The organism is Streptosporangium sp. NPDC006930 (assembly GCF_040635605.1).
Taxonomy (GTDB): domain Bacteria; phylum Actinomycetota; class Actinomycetes; order Streptosporangiales; family Streptosporangiaceae; genus Streptosporangium.
Genome location: NZ_JBEYID010000027.1, coordinates 108,765 through 127,712, shown reverse-complemented (window position 1 = coordinate 127,712; position 18,948 = coordinate 108,765). Strand labels below are relative to the sequence as shown.

The window sequence follows — 18,948 nt, the reverse complement described above, 5'->3', positions numbered from 1 at the left end:
TATGGATCAACAAACCATCCACGCCCCTCCAGATCGAGACCTCAGCACAAACGCCACAAGTAGCCTGATGTCTCAGCAGGTTTGACAGGTTCCGGCCGGCACGCACAACACACCGGAGAAGCTGGACGCCGCACTCCACGGCGTCGACCGGCTGCACATCACGGTGACGGAGGGACTCGCCGAGGTCGGCCCCGAGCTGGTCCGGCGGGCGGTCGCCGCAGGCGTTCAGCGCCTCACCGTGCTGTGGGGCGGCTGGGTGGGCCCGGTCGAGCAGGCGGTGGCGGACTCAGGCGTGGAATGGACACGTCTGGAAGCACAGGAGTTCATGTCCAACACATTGACCTGGGCCGAATCGATCCGAGCCGAAGGAGTGGTCAGAGAACCGTACGACTTTCCCAGCGCGCTGGTGCACGAGGCCGACATCGCGGCCGTGGCGGCCGTCGCACTACTCGACGACGGCCACGCGGGGCAGTCCTACAACCTCACCGGCCCCGACCCACTCACCCCGAGTGAGCGGGTCGCGATCCTGTCGCGGACGCTCCGCCGCGACATCGCCTTCGAGCCGATAACGCACGAACAGGCGATCGACAGGCTGACGGCCACCGGAGTGTCCCGGGCGGACGCCGAGTACGTCGTTGGCTGGTACGCCGAGTCCAGTGATTCCTCCAAGACCGTGGACGACACGGTCGTACGGGTGACCGGCCGTCCGGCACGCACGTTCGCGCAGTGGGTGGACGAGCACGCGGACCGTTTCTAGACTGAGGGTGATCTTCATCGGCTGAACCCACCCACGCCGGCCGATCTCCCCGGTTCTGGGCTGTGGGTTTCCGCGTTCCCACCGCCGCCCGTCGGGCGCCGGAGATCAGCTCGCTGAACGCCGGGGCCGGAACCGTCTCCGGCGTGTGTCTCCGCAACCAACGGGATCATCCGTACCGGAAATCGTGTGACCGTCTCGTTCTCGGGGACGACGCCGCTGGTCGGGGGCGTGGCGGCGTCGCCCTTTCGAGCTCGCGTCGGTCTGTCAGGTGAGTTCGAACCAGATGACGGTTCCTGTGGGGTCGCGGTGGAAGCCCCAGCGGGTGGCGAGGTCGTTGACGAGCAGGAGGCCACGGCCGCCGGTGGCGTCCAGGCCGGAGTTCCTGACGCGGGGGATCTGTGCGGAGCCGGGGTCCTGGACGGTGATGATGACGCCGCGCGGGGTGAAGGCCACCGTGACAACGAACTCCCGTGGCGGGTCCTTCGGTTCGGGGGCGGCTGTTCCGGTGTCGATCGCTCCGGCGTTGGTCGCTCTGGCGTCGACCGGTCGGGGGCCGGTTGGTTCAGGGGTGGTTGGTTCGGTGTCGGTCGACCAGGTGTCGACCGACCCGGTGTCGATCGGACGGGTGTCGATCGATCTGGTGGAGTGTTCGACGGCGTTGGTGGCCAGCTCGCTGGTGAGGAGCATGGCGTCGTCGCGGAGCGGGTGGTCGTCGCCGAGGATGTCGGCGACGAAGGCGCGGGCGCCCCTGACCTGGTCGGGGGTGGCCGGGAAACGTTGGGAGATGACGGGCGTGTGGTTCGGCGTCGTCGACCAGCCGGGGATCCGGCCCGGATACGGCGGCCAGATGGTGGCGGCCGGTCCGTTGGGGTCGTCGGTCGTCGTCCGGAATCGGTCAGCGAGCACCCCGGCGAGTACGGACAGCAGTCGTACGGTCATCCCGGTCACCTCCCTTGCTGATGGTCTCGTTGCCTGCGTGGTTTTCGGCGACCCCAAGGTTCCCGTCGGTCGTCTGGTGAGCCTGCTCGGGGTGGGGGTGGAAGTCCTCGATGTGCTGCATCCGAGCGGCGAGTTCGGCGGGGGTGTCGGCTTCGACGAGGCCGATGCGCTGCTGGTATCGGGTGGGGGAGAGTGCCCACCAGCGTCCGGTGGCGTGGCCGTACCAGGGACGCCAGTCAGGGAAGCGGAGCGTCAGGGTGCGCAGCGCGCGGGGGTCGTCGCCGGGTTCGTGCCGAAGGTGTTCCGCGTCCGCGTCCGCTTCTGCCTCTGCCTCTGTCTCGATGGGAGGTGCACTCATGCCGTCACTCCCTTCCGGTGCGTCTCGCGCCTGCCGGGTCGTGCTCCTGGCGGCGATTCGCGTCCGTACGGCGAGGTGGCCGGTCGCGCGTGGCGTCCCCGGACGGTGGGGGAAACCGTGAAGGGGTGGCTCGGCGGGCGCGGGGTCACGGTGGCCGGTGCGGAAGGCGCGGGCAGTCGGCCGCAGAGCCCGAGGCGGCGCCGGGCCGTCATGCGCGTACGGACCTGGGCCGAGGTGGGCTGCTCCCACACGTGTCCCGGCCGGTGCGGCAGGCTGGCGGCATCGTGCGCGTACGGGGGATGACCGCACCAGCGACAGCCGAGAGGTGAGGGCGGTTGTTCGGCATGCCAACGGACTCGGATGATCTTTATGGCTCTACTAGGGTTGAGCACAGTTTGCACCTCCAGTGTGCAGGCGAGGCTCTGCCAGGCGAAGCCACTCGACTGGCAGAGCCGTTTTCTCTGGCGGTATCACCGGCCATGACCGTGTCTTGGCCGGTGACGAAGGGTTTCCGTGTGAGGGACGGTGCGTTCGTCAGGTAGGTTTGGTCACCTGCTTCGGCGCCTGATGTGCTTCACGGAGTTCGGCGTATCGGAACGCGGGACGCCCTGGTCGACTGCACGTTGCGCGGCATGTCCGTAACGGACGTTCAAGCCGATCTCCCACACGGCGATTCCGGCCGTCGCGCCGCACGACGGGTTTGCGCTGTACAAACAGGAGCGTCGGCCCGTTGTGTTGATGCGCGTCCGTAGAGGCCCATTACCGCGGGCTTCCACTGGAGTTCGTTCGACAGCTGCTCCGACCGTCAGGTGACGGGAGTATCGGCCACTCCCACACTCATCTCTCCTCACGGAAAGTGAAGTTATGAGTGCGGAGAGGTGCGGACATCAATGCCCTTGATACTTTGATGAGGAGGGGAGTCAAGAGAGGCAAGGCGGGTTACCGTGAGGCCATGACCTACTCAGACCCGGCGGCAGAGAGTGTGGGAAAGCGCGTACGACGTGCGCGTAAGCGCTTGGGCATCACCCAGACCGAACTCGCCCGGCGCGTCAGCCGTGCGCAGTCCTGGGTGTCCGGCGTCGAGAACGACAGCATCCCTCTTGACTCCATCGCGTTGATCAACACCGTCGCTCGAGTGTTGCGCGTGCACCCGAACGAACTCACCGCGCGCCCCTACCGGGGCGACACCCCCGCCGAGGATCGGGGGCACTCTGCGATCCCCGAGATTCGCCGCCATCTGGAGCGCTACGACCTCGCCCCTGAGTGGGTCGGCGAAGTGCGGTCGCTGGACGCCCTCCGCGTCGCCGTCGAGCATGCCTGCTGGTTACGGCGAGAGGCCCGCTACACGGAACTGGCCGATGGGCTGCCGGCTCTACTCTCCGAACTCCAGGCCGCGACCCACCTGTACACCGAGCCCAACCGGAGTACGGCGTTCGGGCTGCTCGCGTTCGTTTACCAGACGGCGGACTCGGTCACCTACAGCCTGGGATACGCCGATCTCTCCTTGATCGCCACCGGTCGAGTCCGCTGGGCCGCCGAACGCTCAGGGGATCGGTACCACGGAGTCGTATCCACGTATTTGCGGATACGAAACTTGTGGTCCTCCAGCTCGTGGAATGACGCGCTCACCGTGATCAACTCGGCCTGCGCGAGCATCGAGGACGAGTACGTCGCGGGTAAGCCTGAGGCCCTGGCCGTCTGGGGTGGCCTGCAATTGCGGGCCGCGGTCACCGCTGCCCGTAGGAACGACGCCGACGAGGCGTGGTCGAGACATCGTCTTGCGGCCGAGGCGGTCACCCGGCTCGGCGCTCGACAGCGCACCAATTACTACGATCTATGCACCAACCAGCCCAACATCGACATTCATGGCGTCGCCGTTGCCGTCGAGCTCGGAGACGGGCCCAAGGCGGTAAGCCGAGGAGAAAAGGTTCGGCTCCCGAAAGGCATGCAGTCTGGTCGCGTTGGACACCACCACCTTGACTACGCACGAGGCCTACTGTGGTGCGGCAAACGCGACGCCGCCCTGGCCGAACTTGAACGCGCCGAGAAAGCGGCACCTCAACTCGTCCGCAACCACCCGATGGCCCAGCAGGCTGTACGGACCTTGCTGGACCTGGAGCGGTACAGCTACCGGGAGCGGATCCGTCGACTGGGTGTCCGGATGCACGTCCTCTGAGGAATCGATCTTCGGCACCCTATGAGCCCTGAAAGGAGAGGCCTCCGGCCTCTGTGAGGCTTCATGAGGATTGAGTTCTTCACGGACAAGAACGAGGACGACCATGACGAAGGAGAGCGGGAACTCTTGAGTCAGCTCCAAGGAACATTTTTGGAGTTCTCTATCTGTCGGGCGATATGAACCCGTGCCTCCTCGATGAGCTTGGTGCGGTCGTGCGGACTATCGCCGTGAGTGCGGCTTCTGCCGGCATGTACGGTGTCCCACTTCGAGCGAGCGCTCCTTCGGGTCGCCGCGCCTTGCTCGTTGCTACCGAATCCGCGAAGGATCGCATTCCAAACAGGCTGATAGGTGACCCTTAGCCCGTTTTCGCCCAGGTCGGCGTGCACGTCGGGCATTCGGAGTAGCCTCACTGCGAAATCGCCAAGGGGTAGTCCGCCGCCTCCGATGGACTTCGCATGTCCGCGTACTCGTTGCCAGAGTGGGCTCTGGCTCTTGTTGGCGGTTCCGGTCGCGCTGTTGTGGGACACCGACTGGCCCGCGTAAACCGGGATCTTGTGCGGGGCGAGAGGAGCGTACAGAGGGTCACTGTCCCCGATGTAGTAGATCGCGTAGAGCCCTGAGCCCGTGAAATTGGTGATCTCTGGCGCGAGAGGGATCAGCGGCTGATTTTCCAACTCGCGGCAGATGGCGGAGGTGATGTTCTCCGTGTCTAGCGGATCGTAGTACCGAGGGGTGTAGTTGGGCACGTGCTAGAGACTACTGTGAAGATCCGTTTGCTTTCGGTCCATCGAACATCGTGATTGAAACTCATCCATGCCATCCACAGGTTCGTTCCAGAGGTCTTGGCCTTCGCTCGAACGCCAAAGGGTCGGCTGGAGGCGAGAGCCTCACGGGCCATTCACGCTGATTGATCGCTATGTGGCGTTGGTGGGGAGATGCTCTCTGTTTCGCTCTGCCTTCGTGGTCCTCTGAGGGGCACAGGCGCTGAACGAAAGAGTCGAACTATCTTTCCAAACTTGTCCAAGATCAACAACTCCGCGGTATGCTTTCTTCATGCTTGATCAGCGAGAAGAGCCGACCAGAGACCGCACCGCCGTCGAGTTGTTCGCCGGTGGTGGGGGCCTGGCCATGGCGGTTCGGCGTGCAGGGTTCCGGCCGCTCCTGCTCAACGAGTATGCCAAGCGGGCGTGCGAGACCTTGGTGGTCAACGGCGCTGAGCTTCTGGAGGAGGGACAAGCGCCCTACGTTCCAGCGCCAGGTGAGCCGTGTCCGCTTGTCAAGGGTGATGTACGGAAGGTCGATTTCGAGTACTTGCGCGGAAGGGTGGACGTTCTCGCCGGTGGGCCCCCTTGTCAGCCGTTCAGTCTCGGCGGGGTGGCCAAGGGCGACGAGGACGAGCGGAACATGTTCCCCCAGATGTTCCGGGCCGTTCGTGAGGCGGAGCCCAAGGCAGTTATATGCGAGAACGTCCGCGGGCTGCTGCGCCCGTCGTTCAAGCCCTATTTCGACTACATCCTCCGCGAACTCGAACTCCCCTTCAACGAGCGGAAGGAGGGGGTGACCTGGCAGGAACACGACGCGGTGTTGGGCCAGCGGATCAAGGAGGAGGACACCGACCTGTCGAAGCGATACAGGGTCGTGATGACCCCAGTGAACGCCGCTGACTACGGGGTTCCGCAGATTCGAAACCGAATCATCATCGTGGCCTTCCGAGCGGACCTCGGCGTCGACGTAGAGCGGTTCAAAAGGCTTGTGAAGCCGGAGTTTTCAGAGATGGCACTCATTCACTCGATGGTCACCGGTGAATACTGGGACCGGCATGCCGTACCCGACAGGGTACGAGAAAGCGTCCTGGCCAGACTGCCGAAGACACTTCCGGTCACGGATGGCAAGCGTCCATGGCGCACGTTGCGTGATGCGATCGCGGGTATCGACGGAGCTGAGCCCCTGCCGCCCGTCCCTGTCGAGTGGCTCGACCGCGAGGAGCACAAGCTGGGTGGCTTTACCGATCACATCGGCTGGCCTGACGCTCGAATCTACAACGGGCACACTCCCAACGAGCTCGATCGTCCGGCCAAGACCGTCAAGGCTGGCGTCCACGGTGTTCCAGGAGGAGAGTCCGTCATGCTCCTGGACGATGGAACCCACCGTTATATGACAGTCCGTGAGACCGCTCGTGTTATGACCTTCCCTGACGATTGGATTCTTGAGGGGCCTCGTGGAGAGAAGATGCGTCAGCTCGGCAACGCGGTTCCCGTTCTGCTCGGAGAGGTCTTCGCCAAGGCTGTCGCCGATGTGCTTGAGGAGGCGGAGGGCCGCCGGTGACCACTACGGAAACCGCTAGACCAGGAGGGTGGAAGGACGAGGCGCCACCGGCCCGAGCGTGGAAAGGGCGAAAGGGGCGCACCCGAGACGCGCGTACCGCAGAGCAGGACCGTGCCGCTGGAGGACGTAATCGCCGTACCGTAGACCTCGGTGATGGACGCTTCGCCTGCGCTTCCATCGAGTTGAAGGTGCTGCCTAAGACACGGCGTATCCGCGCTTATCTTCGCTGGTCGGACAAGGGGCGATCTCCAGCGAAATATGTCGGGGAAGTCGATCAGGAAACGCGGGCGGCGAACCTGGCGCAGGCTTGGCAGATGGCAAGGGCCAGTAATCTCCTTGTCGAGGAACCGCCGTCGGGGGAGAACCAAGACGGAACTGTTCGGCCGGAGAGTTCGTGGGCATCCACTCCGGCCGTACGTGCTGTCATGCGGGCGAACAAGGGCCGGGATACTCGGCCCGAGATGGCTCTGCGTTCTGCCATCCACGCGATCGGCATGCGTTACCGGGTTGGGGTGCGCCCGCTCGCCGGATTCCGCAGGACTGCGGACCTCGTGTTCACCAAGGCCAAGGTGGCGGTCTTCCTCGACGGGTGCTACTGGCACGGATGCCCCGAGCACCATCGGCCGGCCAAGAGGAACAGCGAGTTCTGGACCGACAAGATCGAGAAAAACCGGGCCCGTGATGTCGAGACTGATCACCTGCTACGTGAGGCCGGCTGGGAGCCGGTCCGTGTTTGGGAACACGAGGATCCGGTGGGAGCTGCCGAGCGTATCGCTCAGCTCATCAGAGACCGAAGATCAACAAGTGGAGCTTGAGGATCAGCTGTCCTTCAGGTCCGGAAAAGCTTCTGTGATGATCTGAAGGAGCTCGGCCGCACGTTCGCGGTCCAACTGAAGAGTTTGGCTTACCTTCTTCTCGGACTGCCGGCCGTCTGAACCATAGGTGCTGAGCTGAAGCAGGGCACCATTCTGCGTAAGGATTACCTGGTACCCACACTCGACTTCTGTGGGGTGAGGACTCGCGGTCTTGGTGACTCGGAAGAACTCTTTGATCTTTGCCATAGCGACATGATGACCGTCCGCTGACTTTTTTGGAAGGCTTACGTCTCTTCTCGGCTGAAGATGCGATCGCATAGCTAGTCGGTAGAGCCGCAGGAGTGTGATGGTAGGTTCGGTCGTCCTCTTGGGTTTTCCAAGAATCGATGAACGGACTGTCAGACTCGCTAGGCCGCAGCAGATTTATAGTGCCTACTAGTCCGGGTGTCTATCCGAGACAACTACTGCACTCGCAGGATCTCCACGATCAAGGTGAGGCCGGCTCGCGATCCTCTTTTATATAGCTGCCGCACCCTAGCGGTTTCTCGCAGGTCAGTTAGGTTAAGTGGTGGCTCGGCTTTCTGTAGGCCAAATGATCCGGAATAGAGTCCACTGAGGCGCCCATTTCCTAGAAAAGGACACCCTGAACTGGAGTGCTTGCTAGGGTCACTGAACTCGGCCGCGCGTGGTAGCCGTCCCTCTTTAATAGTTCTTTTCCGAGGCGCAGGTTCATGGCCTCTAGAACCAAGTCTATGGATTCTTGGATCACTGGCACCGCATCAATTTGTCTAGCTATTTCCTCCAAAGGGATTGAGGTAGGAAAAGTCGGCCCTCCTTCCGTGTTATAGAACGTTAGATTGTTCATCGTCTCGCGATACATAGCTAACGATTCTCGACTAATTAATAGCTTATTGGAGCGTCCTTCCAGGCTTAGGCGGGGCGGCAGATGTTCCATGCCGTCAACTCCAAGGTTTATCGCCCACAGCCTAGTTTTTTTCGTTCCATGCTGGACGCTCGCCGTAATTTTGTACTCTTCGCCTGCCGCAACCTGAAGTATTATTGACCTGTCGACTGCGTACTGAACCATCTCATATGCAACTTTCTTGGCCATATGGGAAAGTAGTGATACCTCTATCTCTTTGTTTGCGACAAGTACGAATCTTTCTTGAAGTATGGAGTCGACTGCTTGTGATGGTGTTTTGTCTTTTTTTGCGTCCATTTCTTTGGTAGGCTGAGGAGTGGGTCGTGGCCTCGCCCCTCTTTTGTTCCATTGTTTCATAGGTCGGCCCGAACTTACCTTTTTCGCACCGACAGGGACTTGCTGGGGAAATTCTGCTACTACTTCTTTATTTTGTCTTGCAGGACGTTCTCCAGATATAAGGCTGCGTAATTGCTTCATCGCCTGCAGTTCGATCTGGCGAGCGCGTTCCCGTGTGAAGCCAAAACGGGCGCCGACCCGTTCTAGAGTCCATTCGTCATCGTCGTAGAGGCCATGGCGGAGCGCTACTATCTCCGCAGAGCGTTCTGGCAACTGCTTGAGTAGGCTGCGCAACCACTTGTTTTCCAGCTTCGCAAGAACAATCGATTCTGTCGAAGGGAAATGATCAGTTGTTGCTAAGAAATCGCCCAGAGATGATCCATCTCCAATAATGATGTCAAGGGAAGCCGTGACTCTACTGATCTTCATTGCCTCTTGAACCTTTGAGGGGGTTAGATCAGCTATCAAAGCGATGTCCGCAGGGCCGGCAGGCAGGCCACGTTCATAGAGCGATCTTTGGATGCTACGGATCTTCTGACACGTCTCGTGCATATGCACTGGGATTCTGATTAGTGAACCGAAGTCGGCAATAGCCCGAGACATCGACTGTTTCGCCCACCATGTGGCATAGGTAGAGAACTTTACGCCCATCGATGCGTCAAATTTCTGAATGGCGCGAGCAATACCAAAGATTCCGTAGTGGGCTAGGTCGTCGTGCTCCATACCTTCGGGAAGTAAATTCTTATGCGCGGCGGCATGAACTAAACCAATGTTGTGGAGCATCATGCAATCCCACGCTTTTCGGGGAAGTGAATCATCTTCGAACCCGGATGGGAAGTCCTCTGGCAATTCGACGTCAAGGGGGCTGTCTTGACGCATCAGCTGGGCCAAGCCCACCTCCTCCTCTGCTGTTAGAACCCGCTTCCACGGTCGTTTCGTACGGCGGTCGTCCTCGATCACCTTCATTGCCGCGGCGACAGCGGGCGTCAACTGCTCCAGGGAAGATGCGATGTGGCTTGCGCTGCCGAGGTGCTCGAGCGAGATAGCCGTACTGCGGGCAGTACCTTCAGCTGACTTGCCGTGGGCGTAGGCCGGAGGGCTGCTGACATCCCGGTGCTTGGAGATGCCCGTCTCTTGCTGGACATCAGATGCCGGCGTGCCCGAGACCTCTAGCCCAAACGATGCCGCTGCCTTAAAGAGCAGCCTGGCTTCGGGTTCGTTTAGCTGGGTCGCTTGGATGATGCGTTTCCACCCAGCCGCTGGAAGGGCTTTCCCCTGGACGAAACGCTGCGCGAGCCGCAAGGCGCTGTCCACACGCGTGTTGCCGGTACTCGCCGCGACCGGTGTGGTTGAGCGGGCTTCGGCTACTCCATTGGGCTGAATCCGCATAGACACGTACTCTGTCACCCCACACTGACAGAATCACTAGGTAAAGCAAGAAAGTCACACGCCATCGGGAACAGGCGACTCTGGCGCGGCGCCCAGTTCGTATACAGAGGGGGAGCGGTGAAGGTAGCAGGAGAGCTGGCGGCTCTGCGGGACGACTTCGTTGGGTACTTGAGGGAGCAGCTGATCGGTCCGGTGGGTGGTGAGCACGAAGTGCTCACCACCCCTCCGGACCGGAGGTACTTGATGGGAACGCTCTACCCCCGCGAAGCTGACTTCCAGAACGCGGTGCTTGCCAGTGGAGAGCAGGAAGATGAGCGCACCGATTCCGACGAAGGCGGTGATGAAGGACAATTCGCCCAGGACCCGGTATCCGATGCCACCGCCTGGCTGCCGTCATCTCTGGGGCTCTCGTTTTTTACCAACGCCTCGATCATCAACGTCCGTTGTTCGGGTGCTCGTTATGTGCGGGGCGGGTTGAGTGATCAGCGTCATTGGGTCAGAGAACCACTGAAGGAAGAAGAACTCGGTCTTCCAGAAGAGTCCACCTCAGTCTTCGCAGGTCACGGCGAGATTCGAGTTAGACGACGTCCGTACGGTCGTGGCCAACTAATCACCGTCGCGCTGGTCAATCCACACGTGTCGACGAACAGCAATCGGGACTGGGACCACATGTTGTTCCAGGTCGGTCTTGAGGTCCGTACAGAGGACGGTCGGATCCTCGAATACCCAAGTGTTCGTCTAAGCAGCCAGGATGAGGAAGAACAGGAACTCCGTCTCCAGTACCGGCACGCGAAGACCTACTCGATTGGTCACGGTTGCGCCACCAGGATCGTGCGGGAGGACGGTACGGACAATGTCACCGCAGTCGCAACGGAGGTGATGCCCCGGGAGTCCGTCGCCTCGGTGAGGGCTTCAGGGCCCCTGGACTCTCCGGTTCTCTCGCTCCGCCGGCTCTCCAGTCCGGAGATGACTCCCGAGACCCTGGCTGATTTGCTCACAGACTTCGTAATGGGTTACCGGTCCTGGCTTGAGAATCAGGCTGCTGCGGTCGATGGGCTGGAGGCCTGGGGAAAGGCACCCGCACAGCGGATCCTTGGTCGTATCAAGCAGGCGATCAATCGGATAGAGGGTGGAATCAGATGCCTCACGAGCCGGGATCATCCCAGGGCTTTCGAAGCCTTCCGGTTGGCTAATCGTGCGATGGCTCTGCAGATGCGTCGGTCAGAGCCTGACCTAGGCGGGACCAGACGTGGGCGAGACGAAGCGGTGGCCCAGGTCGCGGAGCCGGACCTTCACGACTACAGATGGCGCCCCTTCCAGCTTGCCTACTTTCTCATGGTTGTTGAGGGATTGGTCCAGGACACTCATCCAGACCGTGAGAGTGTTGACCTCATCTGGTTCCCGACTGGTGGAGGCAAGACCGAGGCGTACCTGCTCGTTGCCGCTTTCGAGATCCTCTTCCGACGGCTTCAGCATGGTGACAAGGGTGGGGGAACCACGGTCATCAGTAGATACACGCTCAGTCTGCTGACCACCCAACAGTTCCAACGGGCCGCAAGCATCGTCTGTGCTCTGGAGTATCTGCGGCTTGGCAAGGACACGCAGTACAAGCCTGTGATCGGTGGTGGGCCGATCACTATTGGTCTATGGGTTGGAGAAGCGACAACTCCCAACAAGTACTCGGCAGCGGCGGACTCGCTCAACGAACTGCTCGGTATGAGCAAACCCGACGACCGGTTCCTACTGGAACGCTGCCCGTGGTGTGGAACAGAGATTGTGCCGCGGACGAAGTCAAGTCGGAAGCATTACGGTATCAAGGCGACCGCTACATCCTTCTTGTTCCACTGCCCGAGCGAGGACTGTGCATTTTCCGAGCGGTTGCCGGTCGCAGTAGTGGACGATCACTTGTATGAGCGGCCGCCAACATTCCTTCTCGGCACGGTCGACAAGTTCGCTCGGCTTGCCTGGGAGCATCGAGCCGGAGCGTTGTTCGGAGGTAATGGTGGGCTCCGTCCATCGTTGATCATTCAAGACGAGTTGCATCTGTTATCCGGCCCCCTAGGGACCACTGTCGGTCTCTACGAAGCTGCCGTGTCGGAGCTTTGCGCATGGGACGGCATCCGGCCTAAGATCATCTCCTCCACCGCGACGATCCGACGTGCGAGTGATCAAGTTCGCGGTCTCTATGGCCGGCAGGTTCAGCTATTCCCGCCAGCCGGACTTGACGCGAGGTATTCATACTTCTCCGAACCAGATCCAAGTCGGCCTGGGCGTCTTTATCTCGGCATCATGGCTCAGGGACACAGTAACTCGACGGCTATCGTGCATACGGCTGCGGCCATGGCTCAAGCTCCAACCGAAATCGCCGACGACCCCGCCTTGCAGGATGCCTACTGGACCTTGGTCGCCTACCACCACAGCGTACGAGAACTCGGGCGGACGGTGACGTTGGCACGTGACGACATCGGTGCACGTCTGAAGTATCTAGGGTCTCTCAATGACAAGGAGCGTCCATGGGGCGAGGAAAAAGTCGAGGAACTGACGGCCAACCTGTCACGAGCGGAGCAACCCAGGCTCCTTGAACGCCTGGAGATCTCCTACCCTAGAGAGGGAGCGGTTTCCTTCCTTGCCACCACCAACATGCTGTCGGTAGGAATCGACGTAAAGAGACTCTCTCTAATGCTGATGATGGGCCAGCCGAAGACCACATCGGAATATATCCAAGCCACCAGTCGCGTCGGCCGACACCAGACACCAGGCCTGGTGGTCACGATGCTTCGACCTACCAAACCTCGGGACCGATCGCACTACGAGACCTTCGGTGTCTACCACGAGTCTCTTTACCGCCAGGTCGAACCAACCAGTGTCACTCCTTGGTCGCTTGCCTCCAGGCAACGCGCACTCCATGCGTGCCTCGTGATCCTCGTCCGCCACGGCCTTGGCCTCAACGCTGACGACCAAGCCGGAGATGTTCAGCATCGTAAGGATGAATTGGAACGAATCAAAGAGCGGCTCTTAGCCCATGTAACGACTGCGGATCGTCATGAACATGTCGCTACAGAGCGTGCGCTCGAACTACTGATCAACGAATGGATCAGTCATGCGCAGGAAGCGGCGAATGAGAACAAGAAGCTGAGGTATCAATTCCAAGGTAAAGCGCAGCGGAACCTGCTCAAGCAGTTTGGCTTCGGAAGCGGCCTCTGGGAGACGCTGAACTCGATGCGGAGCGTGGATAACGAGACTCTCGTCAAGGTCAGGGGGGAACAGTGATGGCGCGCAGACAGGTCCGGCAGTCACAGACAATTTTTCCGTTCGGAGTTGGGGGAATCTTTGACTACAAAGGAGAATCATTCACCGCTATCGATATCAGGCAGTGGTCGCCTCAGGCAAAAAAGATCATACTTCCGAGGCTAGCGAACAAGCTGAATGTCGAGCACTTCCGGTCCGCACCGGTTGCCCCGTCCGGCCCTGCGGATCCGCCACCTGACTGGCCGAGGGTGCCCTACTTCCGTTTCCCTAACTGGCTCTTCTGTGATCATTGTCGTCGTATGTTTCGGTGGACTCCAGAGAAGGAGGAACAGGGAAAGGCCCCGGTTTGCCCTAAATGCGTCCCGGCGCCAAAACTGGTGCCAATGCGTTTCATTCAGATTTGTCTCCGTAGCCACATGTCGGACGTCGACTGGTCGTGGTGGGCACATTCGAATCGACCAGCGGAAGAACGCGATAAATGTCCTGACGGCAACCGGCTCAGGTTCACGACGTCGAAAGAATCCAGCGGCCTAGATTCGCTCCATATATCGTGCGATGACTGTCGAGCGAGCAGGAGTCTCCAAGGAGTTGGTGGCAGCGAGATCGTTAAGAAGCTAGGGCTCACATGCCAGGGCCGCCAGCCTTGGCAGCCCAGAAGCGAGGCGGACGAGTGCGAGGAGCTACCGCAAATCGTTCAGCGAGGGGCCGCAAATGTCTACTTCCCCGTGATCTATAGCGCGATCGATATTCCCGCTCTAGCCGCCATTCCGGGTGCGGGAGATGGTGAAGAATTCGATAAGGTGAAATCCCATCCCCAATGGGCCTCATTTCTAATCGCGGACGACTCAGTAAAACATCTCTTCAGAAAGATCATTGCAGTAGGTCTTGGAGTCACTGAGGAGTTCGTTGACAGCGTGGCTGCGGATATGGGATCGGGTGCGCAAGAGGGCGCAATTGAAGAAAAAACGTTAAATGGCAATGAAGACCTTGACTATAGCGAGTGGCGCGTTTTCGTAACTCCTGCTGACGAGAGGCCAACCACCAAGAATTTCATCACACGAGACTCTGTGCTGGCACCAGAAACTGACCCTAGGGGTCCCGCGCACGGCTTGAGCGCGAGGATCAGCAGCATCGTGCTGGCCGACAGGATCAGAGAGGTCAGGGCGCTGACGGGCTTCTCTCGCTACAATCCCGGAAATAACATCATTCCGGTCCATATGAGGTCCAGCAGGGCTAAGTGGTTTCCTGCTGTGGAGACGTTCGGCGAGGGCATCTTCCTAGCCTTTGACGAGCGGGAACTCAGCGAATGGGAGGAGATTTATCAAGTCGGAAGTCACGTAGCCAAACATGAGTCGGACCTCGCGAAGTCCTTCCAACGGGACCGTCTACGAGACCGGTCGGGTATGCCGATGCTTCCGCGCTACCCGCTCCTCCACACCTTCGCCCATCTGCTGATCCGGCAACTGTCCTTCGAGTCCGGTTACAACACGGCTTCGCTGCGCGAACGGGTCTACAGCAGGCTTCCTGCGGACAGATCCAACACGAACCCAATGGCTGGATTCTTGATCTACACCGCCGCCGGTGATACGGAAGGAACGTTGGGTGGCCTAGTCCGTCAGGGGAAACCCTCGTTCTTGATTGAAATACTTCTTCGTGCGCTCGAAGCCAGCGCATGGTGTTCCAACGATCCCCTCTGTTCGGAGAACTCAGGACAAGGCCTCGGCAATCTCAATCGTGCTGCCTGCCATGCCTGCGCGCTCCTACCGGAAACGAGTTGCGAATCCAGCAACACTCTTCTGGATAGAACTCTTGTCACCGGTAATGGAACTGTCCCGGGCTTCTTCGAACCGGTTCTAAAAGCGGCAGTCGACTCGGCATCTAAGGCAGGCGAGTGAAGCTACCTTCCATTCTGGATCTGTCCAAGGAACAGAGTTTCGTGATCGACTTGCCCGCAGTCGGAAGGTTCCTCATCAGTGGTCCCGCAGGTTCCGGCAAGACCATCATGGCACTCTACCGTGTGTGGACTCTGGTCATGCAGGGACGGAAACCGGTGCTTATGACTTACTCCAGACCACTCAAAAATTATTGCCTTATCGCAGCCAGCAGGCTCGAACTCGACTCAACGGTGATGACGTTTCATGAGTGGTTCTCTGGGTATTGGAAGAAGCGTTTCAACCAGAGGCCACCCCGTGGAATCGAAGAATTTACCTTCGACTGGAGTGCGATCCTCCTTGAATTGGGCCGGGCAGGTCATCCAGAGGTAGAGATCGAAGATCTTGTTATAGATGAAGGTCAAGACCTGCCACATGAGTTCTATCTCGTCTCAACGATTCTCGCCGAGAATGTCACTGTCTTCGCTGATGAGAACCAGCGTATTTCAGACAGCCAGAGCACTCTGAAAGAGATCAAGTCCTTCCTCGGGGATGGGACCGTCCATCACAGCGTTAGTTCTAACTCCCGTAACACCATGGAGATTGCGAGGCTCGCAGAGATCTTTGTAGACGAGAATCTCTCGTTGCCTACACGACGCGGAAAGCATCCGGAGCTACATTGGTACTCAACTACCAAAGAGATCATTGATAGGATCGTCAAGTATATCAAGGAAAATCCTGGATATGAGGTAGCGGTTACCGCGCAGCATCAGCAGACGATCAAAGGTCTATGGATGGAATTGGACAGGCGAAAAGTATCTTCGGCCCAAATTTATGTCCGAAATGGGAGCGCTCCAGCGAAGATTGACTTCGCGAAGCGGGGTATAAAAATTCTCACGTCTAAGTCGATGAAAGGGCTTGAGTTCGACGCCGTCTTCGTCACGGATATTGAGACATATTCGACGGATGCAGCCGACCATGCGGCACGAATGCAAATGTATGTTTTGACGACCCGCGCTCGCGAGGAATTACACCTCTTCTACCGTGGATCCGCAGAGCCATCGATTGTTTCCCGTATTCCGCATACCACTCTTCGTCGCACTTTGTGATCTTCAAGAGCGTGTCCTGCTTCGCGCCCTATATAACTCCAGCACTTGGGTGATATCAGCGAGAAAAGGCCAAGCAACTGGTACTAAATCGGTAGATCTTTAAGTCGTTCGCCAGTGTGGCTGCGGGTGTATCGGCGATGGTCTGCGAGTGACCTTGTGCCTCACCTACGATCTCTTCGTGTCCTGGGATACCGAGCTCACAGCGGTGACCTCGAGGATCGCTGATCGGCTGTTCAAGCGGCCCGAGCCGAAGGCGACCTTCGGCGATCTGGTCCGCAGGCTGCTGGCCGATGTGCCGCGTAAGAACTCCTGGCAGTTGGCCGACCATGTCGGGCATCCGACTGCCAATCCGATCGAGTGGCTGCTGGCACGGGCCAAGTGGGACGCCGACGCGCTCCGCGATGACGTGCGCGCCTACGTCGTGGAGCATTTGGTGAGTACGGATGGGGTGCTGATCGCCGATGACACGCAAGCGATCAAGAAGGATGACCGGTCGGTCGGGGTAGCCCGCCAGTATTGCGGGTTGACTGGCCAGGTCGAGAACTGCCAGGTGATGCCGATGCTCACCTACGCCTCCGCTGTCGGGCACGCCTTCATCAACCGGCGGCTCTACCTGCCCGAAAACTGGGCCGATGACGAGGAACGGCGCAAGGTGGCGGGTGTGCCGGAGCGAGTGACGTTCGCGACCAAACCTCAGCAGGTGATCGACATGCTGGAGGAGGAACGGCGGGCGGGCACACCGTTTCGCTATCTGGCCGCCGACTCCGGCTACGGCCGTGATCTGGGACTGCGCGCCTACTGCCACACCCATCAGATCGCCTACGTGATGGCCGTCCCGGTGGGTCTGCCGCTGCTGGACGTACGCGGGAGTGGTGAGCGGGCCGGACATGTGCTGGACCGGCTACTGGCTCACGCCGACCCGGGTCTGTGGGAGCGCCGCTCATGCGGCGAGGGCAGCAAGGGCCGACGCGCCTACGATTGGGCGGCGGTCGCGGTGGCCTTGGCGGGGCAGGTTCCGTCCGGCGGTCACGCGCACACCTTGCTGATCGGCCGGAGTGTCAGCGACTCTGTCGACGTCGAGTTCTTCCTGTCCCATGCTCTGACCGGCACGCCGATCACCGAACTCATCACCGTCGCCGGGCTCCGCTGGAAGATCGAGGGGAACAACGAGACCGGCAAGGACCTGCTCGGCCTGACCGACTACCAGGTCCGCAAGTGGGACGGCTGGCACCGCCACGTCACCACGGCCATGCTCGCCTTGGCCTTCCTCGCTGTCAGCCGCGCTGACCTGGGTGACCAGACCACCCCCGAGCCGGTTCCGCCCGCTGCCGATCAGGGAAAAGATCCACGACACCGGGAGAGTCTCAGCTGACTCCAGGTCGGCTGATCCAGCCATCGGTGGCCGAGATCCGCCGCGTCTTCGCCCGTCTCGTCGTGCCTGCCACCAGCGCTATCGAGCATGTCCTGGCCTGGTCCAGATTCCGGCAAGCCCATCAAACCCGCGCGCTGATCAGCCACTACCGCCGACGAGGCGACCCGCTACCACGCGATCTACGGATGTAGTACCGGTCAGTCTTCGCCGAGCAGGCTGATGGTGAATGCCGGACCGTCTTCGAGGCTTAACCGCAGCAGGGCCTTCGACGCTTCAAAGTCAAAGCCATCGATGCCGCTGCGGGGGTAGCGGGACAGCGAGAACACCACCGGCTTGTCGTGTCGGACCGTGCGGACGACAGTGCGAGCCATGGCGAGCACGTCCAACAGACGGTCGTCCTCATTCTGTGGAATGCCGGTGCGGGTGGTGTCCTCGTCGGTCCACGTCACGGTGTCGGCCCACGCGGCGACGGTGAACGCGACGAGCGGGAAGCCGATCTCGGCGCGTAACGCTTGAGGGACGTCGATGAGGGTGCCGTCGGCTAGGGCGTCGGCACGGCTTCGCCGGTCGGTGCGCCGTACGTCGTCCTGTGACGGAGTGATCCACTCGATGTGGACGCCGCTCAGGACGTCGTCCTGGGCGTGGCCGGTGTTGCGGACGATTGTGTATGCCGTTCCGCAGGAGCAGTGGGTAACACCACAAACAGTCCATCCGGGGCCGTGGTGTTGAGTTTTCGTGCCGTGGTAGGTAACGGTGCTGCCAGCTGGTGCGTACGCCTCATAGGCGGCACGCGCGGCGGCGGCAGCGCTGCTGAAAGCGGTGCCGAGCAGCTCGCATTCGACGCACAGGAGAGTCTGGCCGATGCGGCAGACGCGGGCGTGGGCAGCCCAGGCGGCCCGGGTGGCGTTCGCGGTGGTCCGGGCGGTGAGAGCCGGGGTGCGCAGGTCGGTCGTCACGGGTTCCACCGGGGTGGTGGTCTGGTTCTTGTAGCTGTCCATGTAGCTTCCTAACATTGTCCGACTAGACGGACAATGTTAGAGGGTGAGACTTTGTCCAAGAGGACAGACAAAGAAAAAGAGTCTCGCTCAAACGCAAGACTCGGCGACTACCTTTTCGGCTTCGGGCCCCCGCCTGCCCCCTGCCCCGGTCGGCCTGCACTCCATTCGCGCCACTCCGCTTCCCGCTCTGGCAACCAGCCTTTCACCGCCGACCTGCCCTCCCCGATCTCCGCGTCCGGCTTCGGGTGTGGGTGTGTTTCCGCGTATCGATCCAGCCACTTCGTTACCGTGCTCGGTGACACCTCGAACCACGCGGCGACACCGGCCACACC

14 protein-coding genes are annotated in these 18,948 nt (G+C 60.5%); 8 read left to right on the top strand and 6 right to left on the bottom strand.

What is annotated here, in order from left to right; translation table 11 throughout:
* Positions 1-163 precede the first annotated feature (163 nt).
* On the top strand, positions 164-757 hold the full coding sequence (locus ABZ664_RS34310; RefSeq protein ID WP_362519643.1) for a hydroxylase: 594 nt from the start codon (positions 164-166) through the stop codon (positions 755-757).
* Positions 758-1,021: 264 nt separating this feature from the next.
* Here the strand turns inward: ABZ664_RS34310 and ABZ664_RS34305 are convergent, their stop codons facing one another.
* Together ABZ664_RS34305 and ABZ664_RS34300 are read right to left on the bottom strand one after the other, a co-directional pair.
* Positions 1,022-1,696, bottom strand: a complete 675-nt coding sequence (locus ABZ664_RS34305; protein ID WP_362519639.1) for an ATP-binding protein — start codon at positions 1,694-1,696, stop codon at positions 1,022-1,024.
* Positions 1,653-2,054: a hypothetical protein gene (locus ABZ664_RS34300; RefSeq protein WP_362519636.1), complete on the bottom strand. Its 402-nt coding sequence runs from the start codon at positions 2,052-2,054 to the stop codon at positions 1,653-1,655. The genes ABZ664_RS34305 and ABZ664_RS34300 overlap by 44 nt, the downstream gene beginning before the upstream one ends.
* 952 nt (positions 2,055-3,006) lie before the next feature.
* Here ABZ664_RS34300 and ABZ664_RS34295 point away from each other — a divergent pair.
* Positions 3,007-4,230 (top strand): helix-turn-helix transcriptional regulator, encoded by a 1,224-nt coding sequence (locus tag ABZ664_RS34295; RefSeq protein WP_362519634.1) that lies wholly within the window; start codon positions 3,007-3,009, stop codon positions 4,228-4,230.
* A 131-nt stretch (positions 4,231-4,361) separates the two neighbouring features.
* On the opposite strand, the gene ABZ664_RS34290 is transcribed toward ABZ664_RS34295, so the two are convergent.
* Positions 4,362-4,976, bottom strand: a complete 615-nt coding sequence (locus ABZ664_RS34290; RefSeq protein WP_362519631.1) for an Eco29kI family restriction endonuclease — start codon at positions 4,974-4,976, stop codon at positions 4,362-4,364.
* Between the two features lie 307 nt (positions 4,977-5,283).
* Here ABZ664_RS34290 and ABZ664_RS34285 point away from each other — a divergent pair, with 307 nt between their 5' ends.
* Positions 5,284-6,555 (top strand): DNA cytosine methyltransferase, encoded by a 1,272-nt coding sequence (locus ABZ664_RS34285; protein WP_362519628.1) that lies wholly within the window; start codon positions 5,284-5,286, stop codon positions 6,553-6,555.
* 188 nt (positions 6,556-6,743) lie between these two features.
* The gene (locus ABZ664_RS34280; protein ID WP_362519625.1) at positions 6,744-7,370 is read left to right on the top strand and encodes a very short patch repair endonuclease; all 627 of its coding nucleotides are present in this window, start codon (positions 6,744-6,746) and stop codon (positions 7,368-7,370) included.
* A gap of 3 nt (positions 7,371-7,373) precedes the next feature.
* On the opposite strand, the gene ABZ664_RS34275 is transcribed toward ABZ664_RS34280, so the two are convergent.
* Entirely contained in the window at positions 7,374-7,616 is a 243-nt protein-coding gene (locus tag ABZ664_RS34275) for a hypothetical protein (RefSeq protein ID WP_362519622.1), read from the bottom strand.
* Between the two features lie 382 nt (positions 7,617-7,998).
* Positions 7,999-10,017 carry a sigma-70 family RNA polymerase sigma factor gene (locus ABZ664_RS34270; RefSeq protein WP_362519619.1) on the bottom strand — a complete coding sequence of 673 codons (2,019 nt, stop codon included), beginning with the start codon at positions 10,015-10,017 and terminating at the stop codon, positions 7,999-8,001.
* Between the two features lie 117 nt (positions 10,018-10,134).
* Between ABZ664_RS34270 and ABZ664_RS34265 the strand changes: the two genes are divergently transcribed.
* The 4 genes from ABZ664_RS34265 to ABZ664_RS34250 all read left to right on the top strand — a co-directional run bounded on the left by ABZ664_RS34265 (position 10,135) and on the right by ABZ664_RS34250 (position 17,618).
* Positions 10,135-13,287, top strand: coding sequence for a helicase-related protein (locus ABZ664_RS34265; protein ID WP_362519616.1), 3,153 nt, complete (start codon positions 10,135-10,137; stop codon positions 13,285-13,287).
* Complete coding sequence (locus ABZ664_RS34260; protein WP_362519613.1) at positions 13,287-15,161, top strand: DUF1998 domain-containing protein; 1,875 nt, start codon at positions 13,287-13,289, stop codon at positions 15,159-15,161. Before ABZ664_RS34265 ends, ABZ664_RS34260 begins: the two co-directional genes overlap by 1 nt.
* A 41-nt stretch (positions 15,162-15,202) precedes the next feature.
* Positions 15,203-16,246: an ATP-binding domain-containing protein gene (locus ABZ664_RS34255; RefSeq protein WP_362519610.1), complete on the top strand. Its 1,044-nt coding sequence runs from the start codon at positions 15,203-15,205 to the stop codon at positions 16,244-16,246.
* A 178-nt stretch (positions 16,247-16,424) separates the two neighbouring features.
* On the top strand, positions 16,425-17,618 hold the full coding sequence (locus ABZ664_RS34250; RefSeq protein WP_362519607.1) for an IS701 family transposase: 1,194 nt from the start codon (positions 16,425-16,427) through the stop codon (positions 17,616-17,618).
* 197 nt (positions 17,619-17,815) lie between these two features.
* On the opposite strand, the gene ABZ664_RS34245 is transcribed toward ABZ664_RS34250, so the two are convergent.
* Positions 17,816-18,616: a hypothetical protein gene (locus ABZ664_RS34245; protein WP_362519604.1), complete on the bottom strand. Its 801-nt coding sequence runs from the start codon at positions 18,614-18,616 to the stop codon at positions 17,816-17,818.
* Between the last annotated feature and the right edge of the window lie 332 nt (positions 18,617-18,948).